Source organism: Capnocytophaga sp. oral taxon 336 str. F0502 (genome assembly GCF_000411575.1).
In the GTDB taxonomy this organism is placed as follows: Bacteria; Bacteroidota; Bacteroidia; order Flavobacteriales; family Flavobacteriaceae; genus Capnocytophaga; species Capnocytophaga ochracea.
In genome coordinates this window covers 397,447-414,793 of record NZ_KE150490.1, presented here as the reverse complement: position 1 = coordinate 414,793, position 17,347 = coordinate 397,447, and the positions used below count along the sequence as shown (strand labels likewise).

The following is a 17,347-nucleotide window of genomic DNA, read 5'->3' as shown; positions in this document are numbered from 1 at the left end:
AATTACACATCATTAAAGTATATATTTTTACGTTTTTAAATCAAAAAAAATATAGGTTTTTCATTTCCAATATTTTACACTATGTTAAAGTCTTGTTAAAGTTTTACCCAAATGCATTTTAGATGTTTTTTAAGTTGTAAAAACTTTTCTTTTTGCAGAAATAAAATACGATTTCAATAATATTTTATCTAACAGATAATATAAGGCACATTAAAAATATCTATAGCGTTAAATTAAATATTGCTAAATTACTTTACATAAAAAGTGAAGAGATGTTTTCTATTTACGGCTACCTTCCTCGTGCAGGAAAATAGCCACAAATCCGATGCACTTATTTTAAGAAGTTAGGCGTAATCAGTCTTTAAACCAGACTAATTACGCCTATTTTGTAGCGGGAACTGGACTCGAACCAGTGACCTTCGGGTTATGAGCCCGACGAGCTACCTACTGCTCTATCCCGCGATTTCTGGGTGCAAAAGTACAACCTTTTTTTTATATACCAAAATTTTTTAGGTATTATTTTTTACACTTTTCACTCTTCTATATATACTCTCTTGATTCTGTGCGCCATAGAGGTAATAAGTTCATACGAAATTGTACCTGCCGATTCAGCCAATGTCTCAGCTGTATGGTCTTTATCAAATACAATTACCTCTCCTCCCTCTTCACAAGGAATATTAGTAACGTCTACCAATATCATATCCATACACACATTACCTATAATAGGCGCTTTCTTCCCATTGATAAATACAAAGCCTTTCCCCTTACCGTAAATACGGTTGATTCCATCAGCGTGACCTACCGGTATAGTGGCTGTTTTAGTAATATGGTCAGCAATGTAACCTCGATTATAGCCTAAACTATCACCTACTTGCAAAGTGTGTATTTGTGAGATAACGCTTTTAAGAGTCATAATAGGCGTAAGATATTGTTGTAGCTGAGCGTCATTGGCAAAGCCGTACATTCCTATACCACAACGCACCATATCAAACTGAGCGTGGGCATAATTCAGTATACCTGAAGTATTACACTGGTGGTAAATTACTTTATGAGAGAAAGTTTTGTTTATCTTTTCTTGAAAAGCAATAAAAGTCTTAATCTGATTTTCAGTAAACTCTTTCTCATTCATATCCTCTGAAGCCGCTAAATGAGAATAAGCCGTTTTCACTGTCACCGTAGTATTATTTTTTAACAAAGCGAGCACTCCATCTATTTCATTTAAATCAAACCCCAAGCGATTAAGCCCTGTGTTACATTTAATGTGCACAGGATATTTTACCAAATGGTGTTTCTCAGCATACTCCAAGAATAGCTTTGTAATACGCTGTGAATATAATGTCGGTTCTAATTGATATTTTACAATATCATCAAAATTAATAGGTTGTGGGTGTAACACCAATATAGGAAGTGTAATACCTGCTTCTCTCAAAGCTTTACCTTCGGAAGTGTAGGCAACTGCAAAGTAATTCGCCAATCCTTTCTTTTCCAAATGTAAAGCTATAGGCACCGAATTATTCCCATAAGAGGAAGCTTTTACCACTCCCAAAAACAAAGTTGTAGGTTTGAGTCGGCTTTTTAAGTAAAGAACGTTTTTTTCTAAGTCGGTAAGGTTGATTTCTAAAACGGTTTCTTCTGTTTTCATTTATTCTTCAATTTTTCTAACATTAATCTTGTTTGCTCTGAAAGTACTAATTTTCCTGAAATAGCTGCGTTATTTATGAGTTCTTGTTCCCAATGCTCAGTGTGCTGCCAAGTGATGCGTTTCATTTCCGACAAAGCTACTGGATTGGATTTCAGAAGCGTAACTATAAAAAGGTCTATCGCTTCGTCCATATCTTTTGTATTTTCGAACACGCGAGCAATCAACCCTTTTTGTTGAGCCCAATAAGCACTTTTCCATTGGTCAGGAGCCATAAAAAGTTCGTTGAGTGTTGCTTGTCCGGCTTTACGTAAGATTGCAGGAGCAATCACAAAAGGACCTATGCCCAGTGAAAGTTCCGATAGCTTGATACTCGCTGCTTCGGTAGCAAACACATAGTCTAAGGTAGCGAGTAAGCCCACTCCTCCGCCAACAGCCTTGCCTTGAGCGCGCCCAATAATAAGTTTTTTACAGCGACGCATCGCCAAAAAAAGATGCGCAAAGCCCTCAAAGAAACGTTTTCCTTCTTCTTCATTGCTAACGGCTAAGAGCTCGTCAAAAGAAGCTCCTGCACAAAAAGCTCCATCTCCTTCACTCTTGAGAAGTATAATGCTTACTTCTTCATTTTCAGAAAGCGCATCAATTTCTTTAGTAAGTCTGTTTAACAACTCCAAAGGGAAGGAGTTCGCATTAGGATGTCCAAAAGTAGTAACAGCCAGTTTTTTATCTATTTTCGTATACAACGAACCTTGCAATCTATCAGTCATTGTTATTATAAATTTATGGCAAAAGTATAACTTTTTTCGCAAATAGGTTTGGTAATTAGAAAAAATATTTTACCTTTGCGCTTGCAAACGGGGATGTAGCTCAGTTGGCTAGAGCGTTTGGCTGGCAGCCAAAAGGTCGTGGGTTCGAGCCCCATCTTCTCCACAAGCAAAAAAGATGATTAAAAGTTCTACTTTTAATCATCTTTTCTTTGTTTATTCTTCTTCTGTCTGCGAAGCTCACACTGTTTATCTTTCGCCATTCCTTCGTTCATTGTTCATTTGCCTGAGCAGCTTACACCGTTTATCCTTCTTCATTCCTTCGTTCTTTGTTCATTTGCCCGTGCGGCTCGCACCGTCTTTTGTTCGTCTTTTGTTCGTCTTTCCTATAAGGTTCATATAAGCTTTGTTTAAGCTCTCCCTACCTTGCTTCCTATGCGACTCACACCGTTCTTTATTCGTTTAAGAGTCGAATAGAATATTTCTCTGTTCTAATGTTTGTGAATATATCGCGTACACATAAGCTAATTTATATATGTGATAGACAACAATTTCTAATTTTACTAATCATTAGTCCCTAAAAAGTAAATCGAGTGTAAGGGAAGTCTATTTTTTTCATCATCAGACATTTTGTTATAGTATTGCTGCCATAAAGCTAAAAAACGTTCAAAATCTATTAGTTCAATATGTTTATCTGTATTTCGTGCTTCACTTATTGCATAATTACTAAACTCTCCTGAGGTTACAAAAATACCTACATCAGTACTTCTCTTCATCGTTCCTGCCAGTCTTTGAATATCATCAGAGGAAATTTTAGATTCTGGTTTATGCTTAACTTGTACAATTATGCGAGGAGGTATTACTCCCAAAGGGTCTGTATAAGCAATAATATCGATTCCTCCATCTCTTCCTTTGGGTGATATGTGAGAAATATGATACCCCATTGACTTTAAAAGAATAGCTACTAAATCTTGGAATTCGTAAGGATTCTTTTCTATGACAAATTCTCTAATTCCTTCTAATGCTCTTGTTTCATACTGTTCTAAAAGAACTGATTGTTTTTGCGTATTCTCTTCATTCAATGACACTGTATCATTATCCAAATCTGAGGGTTTATCTTTATTGACCCTATTTTTAGTATCCCATTCCCTATACTTTTGATTTGCCATTTCTAAAAGCTTTTCAGCTCCTTGTTTCATAGCTTCTTCCCCTTCTTGAGTTAGATACCAAACCCCTGCCTGTTTTGTCAAAAAACCTGCCTTCATACAATCAATAGTATAAAAACTAAGAATTGCCTCCCATCTTACATAACCCGTCTTTTCAAAAATATGGTTCTCATAATCATCAAAGGAAATAGTATTTCGAATTTCATCTACTATCTGTTTTCCACGCATTTTACCTCCATTTTCTTTCAGTATTTTAAAAGCAGCATAAATTACTTTTTGTGCAATTATCTTTGATTTTGATTCTTTCTTCATACTTATATCAATTTTATGTCGCAAAGATAATAAAAAAATCCGACTTATCGCTAAGTCGGATTTTTGTATAATGTAGGTAGTGATTAACCACCAAAGTCGTCGAAACGAATGTTTTCATCAGGCATACCAAAGTCTTGTCCCATTTTCTGAACGGCTTTGTTCATCATTGGAGGACCGCAGAAGTACAATTCTATATCTTCTGGAGCTTCGTGTTTGCTCAAATACTGCTCGATTACAGCATTGTGAACAAATCCTAAGAAACCATCGCCTTCAGTATCGTGGATATCTTTCTTCACTTTCCAGTTATCTTCTGGTAGTGGTTCTGAAAGTACGATGAAGAACTTGAAGTTAGGGAATTCACGTTCCAATTCTCGGAAATGCTCTACATAGAACAACTCGCGTTTTGAACGGCCTCCGTACCAATAAGTAACTTTCCTATTAGTTTTTAAGGTTTTAAAAAGGTGATACAAGTGCGAACGCATAGGCGCCATACCAGCTCCCCCTCCTACATATAACATCTCAGCGTTAGAATCATTGATGAAGAACTCGCCATAAGGTCCTGAGATGGTTACCTTGTCACCTGGTTTACGTGAGAAGATATAAGAAGAAGCTACCCCAGGATTTACGTCCATCCATCCTCCTTTAGCTCTATCAAAAGGAGGCGTAGCGATACGCACATTCAACATTATACGGCGTCCCTCTGCTGGATAGGAAGCCATAGAGTAAGCACGCTCTGCCGGTTCTGGATTCTTCATTACAAGAGGCCATAACTTAAACTTATCCCACTCCATTCTGAACTTATCAGGCTCTCCTGGGTGTTCTTTAGGGTGTGCAGTGATATCAATATCAGAATATTTAACTTCACAAGCAGGAATTTCAATCTGAATGTATCCTCCTGGTTTGTAGTTCATATCTTCTGGAAGTTCTACCACAAACTCTTTAATAAACGAAGCCACATTATAATTGCTCACTACAGTAGCTTCCCATTTCTTGATACCAAACACTTGCTCTGGTACGCCTATTTGCATATCTTGTTTTACTTTCACTTGGCAAGCTAAACGCATACCTTCTTTGAGTTCCTTCTTTGTAAAGTGAGGCGTTTCTGTAGGAAGAGCCTCTCCTCCTCCCTCATACACGTGGCATTTACATTGTAAACAAGACCCCTTACCACCACAAGCTGATGGCAAGAAAATCTTCTCGTTACCCAAAGTAGAAAGCAATGAACCGCCGATAGGCACTTCAATTACTTTGTCTTTATTAATTGTAATTTTCACAGGTCCCGATGGGGTTAGTTTCTGTTTTACGTAAAGCAAAATAGCTACTAACAGCAGGATTATTACCAATAATCCTATCACCGTTACCGTAATAGTTGTTAATATTTCACTTGCTAATATCATTGCTTAAATCTTTTGTGTTATGAGCTAATTTATCAGTTTTAACTTCTTGTTGGATAGTAGTCTCTTGTTTAGGAGCTTCTTTAGCTTCCTTTTTGCTGCTACCACCTGTAAGCATACCACCAAAACTCATAAAGCCGATAGCCATAAGCCCTGTAGTGATAAAGGTGATACCCAAGCCACGCAAGGGTGCAGGTACGTGTGAATAACGTATTTTCTCACGGATAGCTGCCAACGCTAAGATAGCGATAGCCCATCCCAATCCTGAACTGAACCCGTAGGCTACTGAAAGACCAAAAGAGTGAATAGTTTCCTCACGTGATTGCATAAAGAGTGACCCTCCTAAGATAGCACAGTTTACGGCTATCAAAGGCAAGAAAATACCCAACGAGTTATACAATGATGGAGAGAACTTCTCTACAATAATCTCTACTAACTGTACCATTGTAGCAACAGTAGCGATGAACAAGATATAAGTAAGGAAGCTCAAATCGTAATTGGCATATTCTGCTCCTAACCAAGCCAAAGCACCTTCTTTGAGGATATACTGGTTCAACAAGTAGTTCATAGGTACGGTAAGAGTCTGTACAAAAATAACAGCAGCTCCTAAGCCTATGGCAGTAGATACTTTTTTAGATACAGCCAAGTACGAACACATACCTAAGAAGGTAGCGAAAATCATATTCTCTACGAATACCGATTTAAAAATCAGTGTTAAATATTCTAACATTTTCTTTTCTTTTTAAATGATTAATGACTGTCTTCTATCAAGGCTTTATTACGTGAACGTTGTACCCACACTACTATACCGTAAGTTACTAATGCCATAGGCGCTAACAACATAAAACCGTTGTTTTCATAGCCCCAAGCATATACACCTGTTTTCTTAATAGGGTCTCCTAATACTTGGAAACCGAGCAAAGTGCCTGAACCTAATAGTTCACGGAAGAAGGCGACGATAAGCAAAGCGATAGAATAACCACCTGCATTACCAATAGCATCTAAAAATGATTTACCCGGAGGATTACCTAAAGCAAATGCCTCAAAGCGTCCCATCAAAATACAGTTAGTGATGATAAGCCCTACATATACCGATAGCTGTTTGCTAAGGTCGTACACATAGGCTTTCAGCACAAAGTCCACCACGATTACCAAAGCAGCTGCTACAATTAGCTGGGCGATGATACGGATTTTAGGTGGTATTACATTTCTAAGTAAAGAAATGGTTACATTACCCATTACAAGCACAAAGGTAAAGGAAAGGCTCATTACAATAGCAGCTTTCAATTGGGCTGTAATTGCCAAAGCAGAACAGATACCCAACACTTGTACTGTCACAGGGTTATTATCCCATAAGGGATCTTTTACTAATTTTATATCTTTTTTTGTTAGTCCCATAGTCTTATTTGTTTAAACTTTTAATATAAGAAACATAAGGCTCTATGCCATCGCGTATCATTGCTTGCACTCCATTACCAGTAAGAGTAGCACCTGCAATAGCATCTATTTTTCCATCTTCTTTACGTTTGTTTTCAGGGTCACCATTGCTTTTTGATATTTGAATGCTTTGGAAGTTACCAGCAGCATCTAATAGGTGTTCCCCAATAAAGTCGTCCATAAAGAAACGTTCTTTGATATTAGCTCCCAAACCAGCAGTTTCTCCTTTGTGGTCGAAGAAAACGCCACGTACGATAAGGTCTTTATCTACAGCTATATATCCCCAAATAGCATCCCACAAACCACGTCCGTTTACGGGAATGATGTAGAGGGTAGTTCCATCTTTTTCACCTACATAAAGAGGCAAACCTTCACGATGACCGTTGAAGTTAATAAGGTCGTTAGCACCTTCTACTTTTTCAGCGGTATTTCCTTTGATAAGGTATTGTTCTTTCACATAGTTAGGGAACTCTTTTTCAGCATCAGTAGTGGAAAGAAACTCTACTTTACCTCCTCCGAGCTCACCTTGGTTGTGATTTACACCCATAGCATAGAGGATGTTCTGTTTCTTTTCTAACTTTTTATTGTTACTGATATCGCTGCTCAATGCTGACGAAATACCAGCGAGCAAAGCTCCTACGATTACCACCATTATAATGGCGAAAATCACTGTATACGAATTACTTTCTGTTTTTACTGCCATAATTTATGCGGTTTTAGTAACTGTTTTTAAACGTTTTTTACGACGAGATACATTAGCTTGTACTACGAAGTGGTCGATAGTAGGAGCCAATACGTTCATTAATAGGATAGCAAGCATTACCCCTTCAGGATAAGCAGGGTTGAAGCAACGGATAGCAATAGCAATGAAACCAGCTAAGAAGCCATAGATATACTTACCAGTATTCGTTTGTGCTGCTGTAACTGGGTCGGTAGCCATAAATACAGCTCCGAAAGCCAAACCTCCAATGAGCAAGTGTTGATAAGCTGGTACACTCCAAATAGTGTAGAACTGAGTACCTACCATACTTGGTGCTAAAGCATTGAAGATAGCGCCCATTACCCAAGCTCCTATAAACATACTAACCATCACACGCCAAGAAGCAATTTTAGTATAGATGAGGAATAAACCTGCTAAGAGGATAAGGATAGTAGAAGTTTCACCTACCGAACCTGGGATAAACCCGAAAAGAAGGTCAGAATCGGTGTAGTGAATAGGGTGTCCTTGCGCTAAATTACCTAAGATAGTTTCGCCTGAAACCGCATCTAAGTTTGCTCCAGAAGCAATTTCTTTAGAACGATCTAATACACCTGTTACCCATACTTTATCCCCTGTCATTGAAGTAGGATAAGCAAAGAATAAGAAAGCGCGAATGGTAAGTGCAGGGTTTAATATATTCATACCTGTACCCCCAAATACCTCTTTACCGATGATTACTCCAAAGGCTACTGCTACAGCAAGCATCCAAAGTGGAATGTCCACTGGAACGATAAGTGGCACCAACATACCGGTTACCAAGTATCCTTCTTCTACTTCGTGACCACGAATGGTAGCAAAGATAAACTCAATGCCCAACCCTACTACGTACGACACTACTACAAGAGGAAATACTTTTATAAAACCAATACTAAAATTTGTCCAATTCCAAAAATCTCCACTACAAAAAGCTAAGCCTTCAGCGGGGTGTGTTAAGTGACCGAAAGCCACTTCGTGCTGGTAACCTATATTGAAAATACCGAAAATCAAACAAGGAATCAGTGCCAAAACCACCATATTCATTGTTCGTTTTAGGTCGTCAGCAGCCTTAATGTGGGTACCTCCGTGGGTTACCTCATTAGGCGTATAGAGGAATGTGTGGAGCGCGTTGAAAGTCGTCTCCATCTTCGTTCCTTTATACTTTTCTTTTAATGTATTTAATTTACTTTTTAAACTCATTTTCTTGATGATAAGTAATTATTCTTTTTTATTGATTTACGAATTAGTTTTAAAGCCCAATCGTAATGACTTGATGTTGCCGAAACTAAATAAGAACCTAACGAAGTCGTCTTGGTCCAAGGATATCTTTTCTTTGTAAAAAGTTCCTCATCAGTATGACTTTCTATAATATGAAAAACCTTACTATGTGAATCTTTAAACAGAGAAAACATTTTAGAAAACGGTACCTTTTGGCAACTCTTCCATATCTCTTGATTTAATTTAGGAGTGTCTTTCATAGTATAACCCTCTTTGGGTATTTTAGGTTTACCTCCTTTCATTCCTTCCTCATACCAAGATAAAAAAAGCAAATGCCAATGATATAAATGCCCGAGTATATCTCGGAGATTTCGATTCATTGTTCCCTTAGGAAACTCCTTTTCTCGTTTATCTTCGGGAATAGTATCAATCAAAGAAATCAATTCATTGTAATTTCTTTCTGCTGATACTACAAGCCCTAATTTAGATTGCGGACGTGCCATAATGTTTAGATTTTACCTTTCAATAAGTCATAAACAGTTTTATCAATACTGAGATATTTTATAAAATCTTCGGTATCAAACTCTATCTTATCTTTCTTATTCTTTTTTGCTGTAGCGTTAGAAACTGAAAGATAATACTCATTAGCCGAGGTATACAAAGTAAAAACACTATGGTTAGTTCCTTTATCACCTCTTTGAATAACTGTAGAAAGTTGTTCCCAATTACCTTGTTCAGCTTGTTGTTTAAAGTCACTTACATTTTCTATATAAGAAAAAGCAGGTAATTCTTCTTCTTTAAACCACTCATCTGCAAGCTCGTTAAAAGGCTCTTTAGCTCTACCTACAGAGGCAACTATTCCCATAATCACAATTACTAAGAATTCAATTACCCAAATAATGTTAAGGAAAACTCCACTCACAGTATTCCCTTTTATAGCCCACGTCCCTTCTTCATTGATAAGTCCTATCAATCCAAAAAGGTCTGATGGATGCCCTAATAAGTACAGCAATTGTTCAATTTGCACATTACTTACGGCTACACCTATTTGCTTATTACCATACACTTCACTCGTATTAATAGCCAAATCAGCCCATACTACCCATTGAAGATAATAAGCAACAAGTGATGCTATGAGAGCAAACAAAATAGCTAAGCCATAATTACGTACTTTACCCAATCTAACTACTAAATAACCAACAGTAATGGCTATAGCAAAACCAAAACCAAATGTTACTAAGAAGTTAAGATATATAATTGGAATATACCATATTAAGTACGCATAAATAGTTGCTAATATAGGCAATGCTACTGTACATACTAATATGAAATACACAAATGATATAGGTGAAAACTTCCCTGAAGGTTTGTAATAATTAGACATATTTCAATTATTTAAAACTGTTTACTTACTTTTATATGAATCAACCTAATTCCGCCATCATTAAATCAAGTCCATCTCTGATAATTTGCTGATGTGGTTGTTTAGATACACATACAAATTCAGTAAGTGCAAAATCTTCTGGTGCTACTTCGTAAGCTCCTAAGTTTTCCAACTCGTCCAAATCCTTATACAAGCAGGCTTTGAGCAGTTGCATCGGATAAATATCCAACGGGAAAACCTCTTCGTACATACCTGTTACGACAAAAGCGCGTTGTTCACCATTGGTATTGGTATTGAGGTCGTACTTTTTCTTAGGGTTCAACCACGAGAAAGTAAGCGAACGTGTAAGCGAAATCTTGTTGGCTACTGGTTTTGCCCAACCGAACAAATCATAATCATTTCCTTCGGGAATTGCTGTAATTTGGTCGTCGTAAAAACCTAAGAAGCCTGTTTCACTCACCTTAGTACCAGTAAGCACATCACCGCTAATAATACGGGTTGCAGCCACGTCTTTTACCTGGCTACCCACGACGCCACTGATTTGAGCTCCAGCAAGGGCTGTAACATAGTGAGGTTTCTCAATGCGCGAACCTGTAAGAGCTACTGTACGGGTGAGGTTCACTTTACCTGTTAAGAAGAGTTCTCCTATCATCACCAAATCTTGAGGCGTTACCACCCATACCACTTCACCTTTGTTTATCGGACTGACTTGGGCAATTTGTGTACTGACGTTCCCTGCTGGGTGAGGTCCTGACACATTGTGCACCACTATGCCCTTAAGGTTGCGGAAAGGTGACAACGAGCTGTCTTTGAAAACGGACACGTGTACTTTCCCTGTGGTGAGTTTAGCTAAGGCGGTAAGAGCGGTTTGCAGAGCTTGCTCTTTTCCTTTGAGCACATAGTCGTAATCGGGAGCGAGCGGATTGGTTTTGCAAGCCGACACAAAGATAGCCTTAGGCTTCCCGTCGGGATTGGCAATCACGTCATAAGGGCGTTGTTTGATAAAAGGCCAGCAACCTGCTGAAAGGAGGTGTGCCTTAATATCTTCACCCTGCATCTCTTCTACGTCTTTCTTCCCATAGTCTTTGAAGGTTTGTTCTTGACTGGGCGCAATGTGTATTTCCAACACTTTACGACGCTCACCTCGTACAATCTCCTTAATGGTACCACTTACCGGAGAAGGGAACAAAACACGCTCATCACTCTTTGAAAAGAATAGTGCTTCACCTGCTTTCACTTCATTACCCTCACGCAATAAAAGCTTAGGAATAACACCGTGAAAATCATTGGGTTTAATACCATACAAAGAGGCAAGCGGAAGCTGTTGTGTAGTTTTATCAGCTTCGCCTTCCAAGTGTATGTCTAACCCTTTTCGAATGCGGATGTCGTTTGACATATAAATAATATTAGTTAGTTTTATTAAATTAGGTGCAAATATACAAATTTATTTTTGATTTAAAATAATCTACTCCTTTTTTTAGCTCAATATATCAAATTTACGTATAATATCTTCCTATTTCACAGCTAAAAAATAGCTCCCTATTTCATCTATAAACTTTTAAAACTCAATATTTAAACTACTATTCTTTACTTTTCTCTCTCCTAAAATCTTTATTCATAAAAAATACCCCTAAAAGTATCTAAACTTTTAGGGGTATTATATTCTTTTAATTAACATCTGCTCAATATAACAAATATTATTTTCTATTGCCTGCCGTGCTACAGCGTTCTGAGGCACAACATCATCTCCTTACATCAAACTTACATTAGTTTAATGGAATCTCGTGTCTAATTTTATATATTCTAAGAACTCCTTTCTTACCTCAGGGTCTTTGAATTTACCACCAAACTCAGCAGTAACTGTACTGCTATCAATATCTTCTATACCGCGAGAGTTCACACATAGGTGTTTGGCATCTATAATACAAGCCACATCTTCGGTACCGAGAGCGCGTTGCATCTCTTGTACTATTTGCATCGTAAGGCGTTCCTGCACTTGTGGACGTTTCGCATAGTACTCTACAATACGATTCATCTTCGAAAGCCCTAACACTTTACCGTTAGAAATATAGCCTACGTGAGCACGCCCTACAATAGGTAACAAGTGGTGTTCACAAGTGGAATACACTACAATATTCTTCTCTACCAACATCTCACCATAATGGTAAGAGTTCTCGAAAGTAGACATCGAAGGTTTGCGCTCTGGTAATAAGCCTCCAAAAATCTCTTTTACAAACATCTTAGCTACACGCTTGGGAGTGCCTTTCAAACTATCATCGGTTAAATCCATTCCCAAAGTATGTAAAATAGCACGTACGTGAGTTTCTATTTCTGCTATCTTTTCGGTTTCACTCATCTGAAAAGCATCTGCTCTAAGTGGTGTAACTGCCGAAGTTGCTATATGGTTATCTCCTAATATATCTTCTTCTTGATTTTTATTCATTGTTCTTTATCTTATGAAAGTGCAAAAGTACTAATTATTACTCAAAGGTTAAAACTTTTTTGTGTTTTACATCTTGGTTGGTAATTGCCAAACGTATCACTTCTTCCATATCCGTTACATAATGAAAAGTAAGTCCTTTAAGGTATTCTTGTTTGATTTCCAAGATATCTTTCTCGTTGTCTTTGCACAAAATATATTCTTTAATACCTGCGCGTTTCCCTGCCAAAATCTTCTCTTTAAGTCCACCTACCGGTAGTACCTTTCCACGCAAAGTAATCTCTCCGGTCATTGCCAAGTGTTTTTTCACTCTCTTTTGAGTAAAGAGCGACATTAGTGAGGTAAGCATCGCAATACCCGCACTCGGACCATCTTTAGGGGTTGCCCCTTCGGGTACGTGTATATGCACATCGTAACTATCAAAGAGTTTCACATTGAGGTTATAGCGCTCAGCATTGGCTTTTAGGTATTCCAAAGCAATAGTAGCCGATTCTTTCATCACCTGCCCTAAATTACCCGTGATATTAAGCACCCCCTTACCTTTCGATAAGGCAGATTCTATAAACAGAATATCTCCTCCTACACTCGTCCACGCCAATCCAGTAACTACGCCAGCTACCTCGTTATCTTCGTATTTATCGCGTTCTAAGCGGGCAGGTCCCAATATTTTTTCTATGGTCTCTATGGTAAGTTTAGGGTCGTAGGCTTCTTCCATTGCTAAGTTTTTAGCTCCGTAGCGCACTACTTTCGCTATTTCTTTTTCCAAAGCGCGTACCCCCGATTCGCGAGTATAACCTTCCACAATACGTTCTATTTCCTTTTTGCCTAATTGCAAGTCGGTAGTTTTCATACCGTGTTCTTTGAGTTGCTTAGGTAATAAGTGGCGTTTAGCTATCTCGGTTTTTTCCTCTATGGTATAACCCGTTACGTTGATGAGTTCCATACGGTCTAGCAAAGCAGGCTGTATGGTCGAAAGGTCGTTCGCAGTAGCGATGAACATCACCTTAGAAAGGTCGTACCCCATCTCGAGGAAGTTGTCGTAAAACTCTTTATTTTGCTCAGGGTCGAGCACTTCTAGCATAGCCGAAGAAGGATCGCCTTGGTAACTATTGTTTCCTAATTTATCTATCTCATCTAATACAAATACAGGATTAGAGGTCTTAGCTTTTTTAAGCTGTTGCAAAATACGCCCCGGCATTGCCCCGATATAGGTTTTGCGGTGACCGCGTATCTCTGCCTCATCGTGCAAACCTCCTAACGACATACGCACGTACTCACGGCTCAAAGCCTTGGCAATAGAGCGTCCTAAGGAGGTCTTCCCTACCCCAGGAGGTCCATAGAAGCACAAGATAGGTGATTTCATATCATTACGGAGTTTAAGCACCGCCAAATACTCTATGATACGGCGTTTCACCTCTTCTAATCCGTAGTGTTCCTTATCAAGAATTTTCTGAGCGCGTTTTAGGTCAAAGTTGTCTTTAGAATACTCATTCCAAGGCAATTCCAATAATACTTCTAAGTAATTACGCTGAATGCCATAATCTGGACTATTAGGATTGGTACGTTGCAATTTGCTCAGTTCCTTTTCAAAGAGCTCTTTTATCTTGTCGTCCCACTTCTTAGTTTTAGCTTTCTTTTTCAGCTCTTCCATCTCTTGCTCGTACGACACGCCTCCTAATTCTTCCTGAATAGTACGCATCTGCTGGTGCAAGAAGTATTCACGCTGTTGCTGGTCGATATCAATACGCGTTTTCGACTGTACTTCGTTACGCAAGGTAAGGCGTTGCAAGTCGATGTTCAAATATTTTAAGATAGCCGTAGCGCGCTCTTTTAGTTCGTCAATTTCCAATACGCCTTGCTTTTCCAAAACGGTAGCATTCATATTGGACGATATAAAGTTAATCAGGAACGATGTGCTCTCTATATTCCTAATAGCAAAAGCCGCTTCCGAAGGGATATTCGGATTTTCTTGTACAATCTTGATAGAGAGGTCTTTCACAGCTTCAATAGTCGCTTCAAACTCCTTATCGTTCGCATCGGGTTTCACATCCGGCATCTCTTTTATCATCGCTTTGATGTACGGCTTTTCTTCTACAATACTCTCTATCTCGAAGCGCTTTTTACCTTGAATGATAATAGTTACATTGCCGTCGGGCATTTTCAAAACTCTGAGAATACGGGCTACCGTACCAAAACGAAAGAGGTCTTTGCCCTCGGGTATTTCCGTCTTCTCGTCTAATTGAGCTACAACACCAATAGTCTTAGTAGTAGCATATGCCTCATTGATAAGGTGAATAGACGCATCTCTCCCCGCACTGATAGGCACTACTACTCCTGGAAATAGCACAGTGTTTTTCAAGGGAAGAATAGGTAACATGTGTGGTATGCGTTCGCGTTCTATCTCTTCTTCATCTTCCAAAGTAAGAAGCGGAATGAACTCTGTATCTTCGTCTATATGTTCAGCCAAAAGGCTGTCAAAATTTCCTATATTCATATTTAGATCGTTACTATATGTCATTTTGTCAGTAGTCGCTTGTCTATATAAATATTCTCATTATATCTATACAGTTTAAAATCAATTTCTTATATACTACAAAATGTACATTGCTTCCTATGTATTACAATAGGTGTGCCATAAAAATTACCTCCTTCTTACTTTCTTCTTTACTCCGTCTTTACCGTCACACTCCCCCCTATTGCCTATGACCTAAGACCTAGTGCCCTTTCCCTTTCTTTCGTCTCGAAACTCCGTTTTTAATATTTTTAGCCTTGTTGTATTATATTATGAGTCAATTACTTATACACCCTTTCTATACCAATCGTCCAAGATTCGTATAAGCTTCCTATAAGCTCTCTATAAGCTAACCCCACCTCTCTTACAGCCTTTTTTCACCAAAATTCTTCTCAGCTCTCTTCCGTTCTCCTCCGATATCTTCCGTCTCCTCCTAACTACCCCAACACATCGCTTTTTCATCTCAAACTTTGCCAAAGTTAATAGCCCGTGCGGCTCGCACCTCATTTGCTAATTGCGGCTCTCACTACCCTACTTCATCATAAAACTCCTCTCTAAGTTTTCACGGTGGTTAGGGTGCGCTATCGCAATCAAAGCCTTAGCCCTTTCACATAAATTCTTACCAAAGAGCTCAGCCACACCATATTCAGTAACGATATACTGCACGTGAGCACGAGTAGTTACCACACCTGCCCCTTGTTTGAGAAAAGGCACAATCTTGCTCTCTCCTTTGTTTGTGGTCGAAGGAAACGCAATGATTGATTTACCTCCTTCACTAAGCATTGCACCTCTTACAAAGTCTATCTGTCCACCAAATCCTGAATAAATAGCCGTTCCAATAGAATCAGCACACACCTGCCCCGTAAGATCCACCTCTATTGCTGAATTGATAGATATCATTTTCGGATTCTGACGTATCACCGACACCTCATTAGTGTACGAAGCTTCAGCTATTTCCACTGATGGATTTTTGTCAATAAAATCATACAACTCTTTTGTACCCATCACAAACGAAGCTATAATCTTGCCTTTGTCTATCTTCTTTTCATAACCATTAATCACACCCTTTTTCACCAAATCAAGCACTCCTTCTGTGAGCAGTTCTGTATGAATACCTAAGTTTTTTAGGTGCCCCATCTCTCCCAAAGTAGCATTAGGAATGTTACCAATCCCCAATTGCAATGTACTACCGTCCTCAATAAGAGGTACAATATGTCGGGCTATTTGTTTTTCAATAGTATCAGGTTCTGTAAGATGCAATGAGAAGATAGGAGCATCGTGTTCTACTAAGAAGTCTATTTCATCAATATGTAGAAGGGCATCACCGTAAGTCCGAGGCATTTGCTTGTTTACTTTTGCAATCACATATTTTGCATTGCGTATCGCCGATTTACAAGCTTCTACACTCACACCCATAGAACAAAAACCAAACTTATCAGGAGGCGATACTTGTATAAGCACTACATCTACTTTAACGTGCTTCCTATCAAATAATAAAGGCATATCACTTAAAAAAATAGGGGTATAGGAACCATTCCCATTTTTCATAATATCTCGCACATTTCTCGATAGAAAAAAAGAATTTACATAAAAACTATCCTTGTATTTAGGGTCAGCATAAGGAGCGTCTCCCTCAATGTGAATGTGCCCTATACTTACATTGCGTAGTTCTGATGCACGCTCTACAAGAGCATCTACAAGTATTTCAGGTACAGCAGCGCCTCCGTGAATATAAACAAAGTCACCACTCTTTACAACCTTTAAGGCTTCTTGAGCAGTCGTAATTTTTGCCATTTAAAATAATATTAGTTAATGGCTCAAAAGTACTACATTAAATCCAATTGGCAAAATAATTAGTAATATAATTTTTTTTAGTACCTTTGTCCCCAATTTTAAAAACGAAGTATTATGTATCCACCTGAATTGGTAAAACCAATGATAGAAGAACTAACAGCGGTTGGTTTTGAAGAATTAAAAACAGCTGAGGCTGTAAGAGAAGCACTGAAAAGAGCAGGTACTACCCTCGTGGTAGTAAACTCTGTATGCGGTTGTGCTGCCCGTAATGCGCGCCCTGCAGTAATCTACAGTTTGCAAAACGCTAAGAAACCCGACCATCTTACCACTGTTTTTGCTGGGGTCGATAGAGAGGCTACTGAAGAAGCTCGTAACTTTATGCTTCCTTTTCCTCCCTCCTCTCCTAGTATAGCTCTGTTTAAAGATGGTGAATTAGTGCATATGTTGGAACGCCATCATATCGAAGGTAGAATGGCTGAAGCTATTGCTGAAAATCTCCAACAAGCCTATAATGAATTTTGTTAATCAATTTTCATTTCCAAAAAATCCTT

15 protein-coding genes and 2 tRNA genes are annotated in these 17,347 nt (G+C 38.5%); 2 read left to right on the top strand and 15 right to left on the bottom strand.

Going from position 1 to position 17,347, the window contains the following annotated elements; genetic code table 11:
• Positions 1-389: 389 nt before the first annotated feature.
• The 3 genes from HMPREF1528_RS07585 to HMPREF1528_RS07575 all read right to left on the bottom strand — a co-directional run bounded on the left by HMPREF1528_RS07585 (position 390) and on the right by HMPREF1528_RS07575 (position 2,406).
• A tRNA-Met gene (locus HMPREF1528_RS07585) sits at positions 390-462 on the bottom strand.
• Positions 463-532: 70 nt separating this feature from the next.
• A complete protein-coding gene (gene alr, locus HMPREF1528_RS07580; protein ID WP_016479279.1) occupies positions 533-1,642 on the bottom strand; it encodes an alanine racemase in 1,110 nt (369 codons plus the stop codon).
• On the bottom strand, positions 1,639-2,406 hold the full coding sequence (locus HMPREF1528_RS07575; protein WP_016479278.1) for an enoyl-CoA hydratase/isomerase family protein: 768 nt from the start codon (positions 2,404-2,406) through the stop codon (positions 1,639-1,641). Before HMPREF1528_RS07575 ends, alr begins: the two co-directional genes overlap by 4 nt.
• An 89-nt stretch (positions 2,407-2,495) precedes the next feature.
• Between HMPREF1528_RS07575 and HMPREF1528_RS07570 the strand changes: the two genes are divergently transcribed.
• Positions 2,496-2,569 (top strand) — tRNA-Ala (locus HMPREF1528_RS07570).
• Between the two features lie 397 nt (positions 2,570-2,966).
• Here the strand turns inward: HMPREF1528_RS07570 and HMPREF1528_RS07565 are convergent.
• The 12 genes from HMPREF1528_RS07565 to HMPREF1528_RS07510 all read right to left on the bottom strand — a co-directional run bounded on the left by HMPREF1528_RS07565 (position 2,967) and on the right by HMPREF1528_RS07510 (position 16,796).
• On the bottom strand, positions 2,967-3,881 hold the full coding sequence (locus HMPREF1528_RS07565) for a restriction endonuclease (RefSeq protein ID WP_016479277.1): 915 nt from the start codon (positions 3,879-3,881) through the stop codon (positions 2,967-2,969).
• 83 nt (positions 3,882-3,964) lie between these two features.
• Complete coding sequence (gene nqrF / locus HMPREF1528_RS07560) at positions 3,965-5,278, bottom strand: NADH:ubiquinone reductase (Na(+)-transporting) subunit F (protein WP_016479276.1); 1,314 nt, start codon at positions 5,276-5,278, stop codon at positions 3,965-3,967.
• Positions 5,262-6,005, bottom strand: a complete 744-nt coding sequence (gene nqrE / locus HMPREF1528_RS07555; protein WP_016479275.1) for an NADH:ubiquinone reductase (Na(+)-transporting) subunit E — start codon at positions 6,003-6,005, stop codon at positions 5,262-5,264. The genes nqrF and nqrE overlap by 17 nt, the downstream gene beginning before the upstream one ends.
• A 20-nt stretch (positions 6,006-6,025) precedes the next feature.
• Entirely contained in the window at positions 6,026-6,673 is a 648-nt protein-coding gene (locus tag HMPREF1528_RS07550) for an NADH:ubiquinone reductase (Na(+)-transporting) subunit D (protein ID WP_016479274.1), read from the bottom strand.
• Between the two features lie 4 nt (positions 6,674-6,677).
• A complete protein-coding gene (locus HMPREF1528_RS07545) occupies positions 6,678-7,415 on the bottom strand; it encodes a Na(+)-translocating NADH-quinone reductase subunit C (RefSeq protein ID WP_016479273.1) in 738 nt (245 codons plus the stop codon).
• Positions 7,416-7,418: 3 nt separating this feature from the next.
• Entirely contained in the window at positions 7,419-8,648 is a 1,230-nt protein-coding gene (locus tag HMPREF1528_RS07540; protein WP_016479272.1) for an NADH:ubiquinone reductase (Na(+)-transporting) subunit B, read from the bottom strand.
• Entirely contained in the window at positions 8,645-9,169 is a 525-nt protein-coding gene (locus tag HMPREF1528_RS07535; RefSeq protein WP_016479271.1) for a ClbS/DfsB family four-helix bundle protein, read from the bottom strand. The genes HMPREF1528_RS07540 and HMPREF1528_RS07535 overlap by 4 nt, the downstream gene beginning before the upstream one ends.
• A gap of 5 nt (positions 9,170-9,174) precedes the next feature.
• Complete coding sequence (locus tag HMPREF1528_RS07530; protein ID WP_016479270.1) at positions 9,175-10,050, bottom strand: hypothetical protein; 876 nt, start codon at positions 10,048-10,050, stop codon at positions 9,175-9,177.
• Between the two features lie 40 nt (positions 10,051-10,090).
• Positions 10,091-11,446, bottom strand: a complete 1,356-nt coding sequence (locus HMPREF1528_RS07525) for a Na(+)-translocating NADH-quinone reductase subunit A (RefSeq protein ID WP_016479269.1) — start codon at positions 11,444-11,446, stop codon at positions 10,091-10,093.
• A gap of 375 nt (positions 11,447-11,821) precedes the next feature.
• Positions 11,822-12,493 carry a GTP cyclohydrolase I FolE gene (folE, locus tag HMPREF1528_RS07520; RefSeq protein WP_012796859.1) on the bottom strand — a complete coding sequence of 224 codons (672 nt, stop codon included), beginning with the start codon at positions 12,491-12,493 and terminating at the stop codon, positions 11,822-11,824.
• 37 nt (positions 12,494-12,530) lie between these two features.
• On the bottom strand, positions 12,531-14,984 hold the full coding sequence (lon, locus tag HMPREF1528_RS07515; RefSeq protein WP_016479268.1) for an endopeptidase La: 2,454 nt from the start codon (positions 14,982-14,984) through the stop codon (positions 12,531-12,533).
• A gap of 549 nt (positions 14,985-15,533) precedes the next feature.
• Positions 15,534-16,796: an acetyl-CoA hydrolase/transferase family protein gene (locus HMPREF1528_RS07510; protein ID WP_009417911.1), complete on the bottom strand. Its 1,263-nt coding sequence runs from the start codon at positions 16,794-16,796 to the stop codon at positions 15,534-15,536.
• A 114-nt stretch (positions 16,797-16,910) separates the two neighbouring features.
• On the opposite strand from HMPREF1528_RS07510, the gene HMPREF1528_RS07505 reads away from it, so the two are divergent.
• Positions 16,911-17,321 carry a BrxA/BrxB family bacilliredoxin gene (locus HMPREF1528_RS07505; protein WP_009410210.1) on the top strand — a complete coding sequence of 137 codons (411 nt, stop codon included), beginning with the start codon at positions 16,911-16,913 and terminating at the stop codon, positions 17,319-17,321.
• Positions 17,322-17,347: the final 26 nt, after the last annotated feature.

What these genes read in the sequence shown, in the direction of transcription:
- HMPREF1528_RS07510 (WP_009417911.1), bottom strand. Translation starts at nt 16,796, where the DNA reads ATGGCAAAAATTACGACTGCTCAAGAAGCCTTAAAGGTTGTAAAGAGT.
- nqrE (WP_016479275.1), bottom strand. Translation starts at nt 6,005, where the DNA reads ATGTTAGAATATTTAACACTGATTTTTAAATCGGTATTCGTAGAGAAT.
- HMPREF1528_RS07540 (WP_016479272.1), bottom strand. Translation starts at nt 8,648, where the DNA reads ATGAGTTTAAAAAGTAAATTAAATACATTAAAAGAAAAGTATAAAGGA.
- HMPREF1528_RS07550 (WP_016479274.1), bottom strand. Translation starts at nt 6,673, where the DNA reads ATGGGACTAACAAAAAAAGATATAAAATTAGTAAAAGATCCCTTATGG.
- HMPREF1528_RS07530 (WP_016479270.1), bottom strand. Translation starts at nt 10,050, where the DNA reads ATGTCTAATTATTACAAACCTTCAGGGAAGTTTTCACCTATATCATTT.
- HMPREF1528_RS07545 (WP_016479273.1), bottom strand. Translation starts at nt 7,415, where the DNA reads ATGGCAGTAAAAACAGAAAGTAATTCGTATACAGTGATTTTCGCCATT.
- folE (WP_012796859.1), bottom strand. Translation starts at nt 12,493, where the DNA reads ATGAATAAAAATCAAGAAGAAGATATATTAGGAGATAACCATATAGCA.
- nqrF (WP_016479276.1), bottom strand. Translation starts at nt 5,278, where the DNA reads ATGATATTAGCAAGTGAAATATTAACAACTATTACGGTAACGGTGATA.
- HMPREF1528_RS07525 (WP_016479269.1), bottom strand. Translation starts at nt 11,446, where the DNA reads ATGTCAAACGACATCCGCATTCGAAAAGGGTTAGACATACACTTGGAA.
- HMPREF1528_RS07575 (WP_016479278.1), bottom strand. Translation starts at nt 2,406, where the DNA reads ATGACTGATAGATTGCAAGGTTCGTTGTATACGAAAATAGATAAAAAA.
- lon (WP_016479268.1), bottom strand. Translation starts at nt 14,984, where the DNA reads ATGAATATAGGAAATTTTGACAGCCTTTTGGCTGAACATATAGACGAA.
- HMPREF1528_RS07505 (WP_009410210.1), top strand. Translation starts at nt 16,911, where the DNA reads ATGTATCCACCTGAATTGGTAAAACCAATGATAGAAGAACTAACAGCG.
- alr (WP_016479279.1), bottom strand. Translation starts at nt 1,642, where the DNA reads ATGAAAACAGAAGAAACCGTTTTAGAAATCAACCTTACCGACTTAGAA.
- HMPREF1528_RS07565 (WP_016479277.1), bottom strand. Translation starts at nt 3,881, where the DNA reads ATGAAGAAAGAATCAAAATCAAAGATAATTGCACAAAAAGTAATTTAT.
- HMPREF1528_RS07535 (WP_016479271.1), bottom strand. Translation starts at nt 9,169, where the DNA reads ATGGCACGTCCGCAATCTAAATTAGGGCTTGTAGTATCAGCAGAAAGA.